Annotated in this window: 3 protein-coding genes and 1 pseudogene; all 4 read left to right on the top strand. The window is 35.3% G+C overall.

All coding sequences use genetic code 11. From position 1 onward, the window contains the following. A pseudogene (locus ACT3SX_RS14650) lies at positions 1–243 on the top strand (hypothetical protein); the annotation flags it as partial. Continuing rightward, on the top strand, positions 243–1,016 hold the full coding sequence (locus ACT3SX_RS14645) for a hypothetical protein (protein ID WP_192520718.1): 774 nt from the start codon (positions 243–245) through the stop codon (positions 1,014–1,016). The pseudogene ACT3SX_RS14650 and the gene ACT3SX_RS14645, both read left to right, overlap by 1 nt. A 33-nt stretch (positions 1,017–1,049) precedes the next feature. After that, entirely contained in the window at positions 1,050–1,706 is a 657-nt protein-coding gene (locus ACT3SX_RS14640) for a hypothetical protein (RefSeq protein ID WP_192520716.1), read from the top strand. Positions 1,707–1,842: 136 nt separating this feature from the next. Next, on the top strand, positions 1,843–2,535 hold the full coding sequence (locus ACT3SX_RS14635; RefSeq protein ID WP_192520714.1) for a hypothetical protein: 693 nt from the start codon (positions 1,843–1,845) through the stop codon (positions 2,533–2,535). Positions 2,536–2,770: the final 235 nt, after the last annotated feature.

Raw genomic sequence — 2,770 nt, 5'->3', positions numbered from 1 at the left:
ATAATTCCTGAGAAAAAGACGCTGATGGATGGGGTTTATAATTTGGCTTACCAGTTTATCAACGATGAAAAAGAGCCTTATGCCAACACGCATTATACCGCTATAAATAAACGTACAGGCGAGGAGTTCAATGGAGTGACTGATAAAGACGGTTGGTCGGAACGCTTCCATTCTGACAATAAAGATGAAATCGAAATTCATTTAGAGCTTCCTTGGCAAGTCGAGAATGAGGAGAGTAAGTAGTGGGATATAAATATAACAGCCTCAGTCGTACTTTACCTATGATTAGTAACAATCAGGTTCAAGTCATTTCAAACCAATATTATTTAGTTATTGGATTTGAAGTTAACTATTTAGCAACTGCTTTTGTAAATAACACTCAAAATCTCAATATTAATTATGGACATGCCTTTTTCTTCACAGTACAGAATGGGAAAATCGTAACTGTACATAGCTTTGGCCCTAAAGGATTAGCAACCCCAACAGAGGCAGAAGAAAAAGCAGGAATTGACATATTTAGCGGTAAGCGCTCTGGCACTGTTAATTACCCCGTAACTACAGTCTCAAGACTGTATAAATTTAAAATACGTAAAAGTCAGCTTTCAGCCATTAAGAAACATGCTGATAAATTCAAGAAAAAGGTGATATCAGGCGAGGAAAAGTATACTGCTTATATGAACGATACATGTGCAGAAGCAGCAAAAGATGTTTTAGATGACGCAGGCATCGATACACCTAGTGGCAAAGGCTATATCACTACACCTAGTGGAGCAGCTAATTTCTTATTTGAACCTACATATATTGATGGATGGAAGGTACCTGCTACAGGAGCAATGTTCGTAAACCCCTATTCTTGGTATGTTCAGTTCAAGAAAAAGTACGGGGCTGCAAAATTATATAATTATTACGGAGTTAGATCAGGATCTATATATCTTGAGAAAGAATGGCAACTAAAGGAAAAGGACAATGTGCCTAATGGTATTCAGAATCTTTCATATCATTCTGACCTATATTAGTCTAAAAAAATCGTACATATCGGGAGCTTGCAAATGATAAAAGTTGCTCTAGCTATTTTAGCTATGTGTTTCTTAACAAGCTGTGGAATGGCAGAAAATACCAAAAATCAGGAGCCTATTATGCAAGATGAAATAGCATTACATGACGCATTGATACAGGCAGGCAGTACACAGCTAGTGACTGGCTATAAGAATGATGATGTATTAGAGACAATAAAAGCTGCAATTAGGTTAGTTTCTCGACAATCAGATATGGTCTCAGAACTGCCTAATCTTGGAGTATATAATCCTTTCACCCCAAAAACTAAAAAAGAATGGAGATTCTACTTTAATACAGAAAAAGTCACTACCACAATAATTGTACATCCAAGCAATGTAAATATTGTTGATAGTATATATATTTTTGTTGGCGAAAATAGTAAAGATATTAAATCAGCTAAGATGCCTCTTAACCTAGGTGGTATAAAGCTTAATTATCTGAATTATCAAGTCACAAAGTCTCTTAATAACCCTAGTCTGCATAATGCTAAATTTATCTACGAATTAAAAGATGATCCTAACGTGCACATTGATCTTAACGTTAAAGATACGTCAATAAATGAAATAAATAGTTTAGTTGAGTCTAAACTACTACCTACAACCTTCTCAGGCATAAACGTCTATCCCGCCCGAACAGATAAAGTTAATTAAACCGTTATAAATAATTGAAGTTAGATGGCAAATAGGAATTGCGCCTAACAACCCAAATTCACGTATCTCATTTGCAAGGTATGAGTGGTATCTCATGCAAAAAGATCCCAGTGTATACAAACTATAAGAGGTTTATATGAAAAGAATAAAGCTCGCACTTACTATAGTGATTACTACCTTACTTACTGCTTGTGATGCTACCTCTTCAGACTCACTCACTCTAGATTCAGGTAAAGCAGTCAAATCCACTGTAACACTGGATAAACAGAATAGCGCTGAGAGCGTATTAGTCTCTAATACTGAACCCCATATACAACAGGATATCAATACAACAGATTGGGCTCCGCTTATTACGAGAACACCTGCAAAACAAGCCCATGAACCGTTTTTTTTGCCTGACGAAAATGTAAAAAAAACTAAAAAATTATTCCACAAAGACTATAATTTAAACCAAATAAATAGTAAACAGTTTGACGAAACGGCATATGGCTTTTTTGTTGTCATTCAATATGATGATGGCACTATCTTAGATTACTCACTGGATAAAGTGAATAATAAATATTTTGTGAAGAGGTTTACCTTAGCTGGAAAATATCAACCTCTTGATCCATTTAATAAACTTAACAAAGCTGTCGTATATCAAATATTAGAAATAAGCGGAGCAGACAACCCTGAAATATTTTTTCAGGAGCTCATAAATAGCCCTAAAATCACTAAATACAAAGGCTGCACTGTGCAACAAAAGCAATCTAAGTATGCAATGGTAGGTTTAACATCATGTGAGTTTGATAATAGAACCGATTTGTCTTTATACAATCCCAAGTCTTAGAACAAGATCCCATCATTCCAAACTATCCAAGCAGTAATTAAAATGATTCAGTTAATCGCCTGATCATAGATAAGACTAATTTGGACTGTTTTTTCGCTCCAAACCACTTTCGGGTAGTTTTTTATATTTATACATAAATAACAACGACACTCCCACCATCACCCCCTATATCACATTCATAGTTAAACCTAAAACACAGCTACTTTATTGAAGGCGAGCTTACTTGAATCAAGGG

Source organism: Psychrobacter sp. AOP31-B2-9, assembly GCF_052378005.1.
In the GTDB taxonomy this organism is placed as follows: domain Bacteria; phylum Pseudomonadota; class Gammaproteobacteria; order Pseudomonadales; family Moraxellaceae; genus Psychrobacter.
This window is presented reverse-complemented; position numbering and strand designations above follow the sequence as displayed.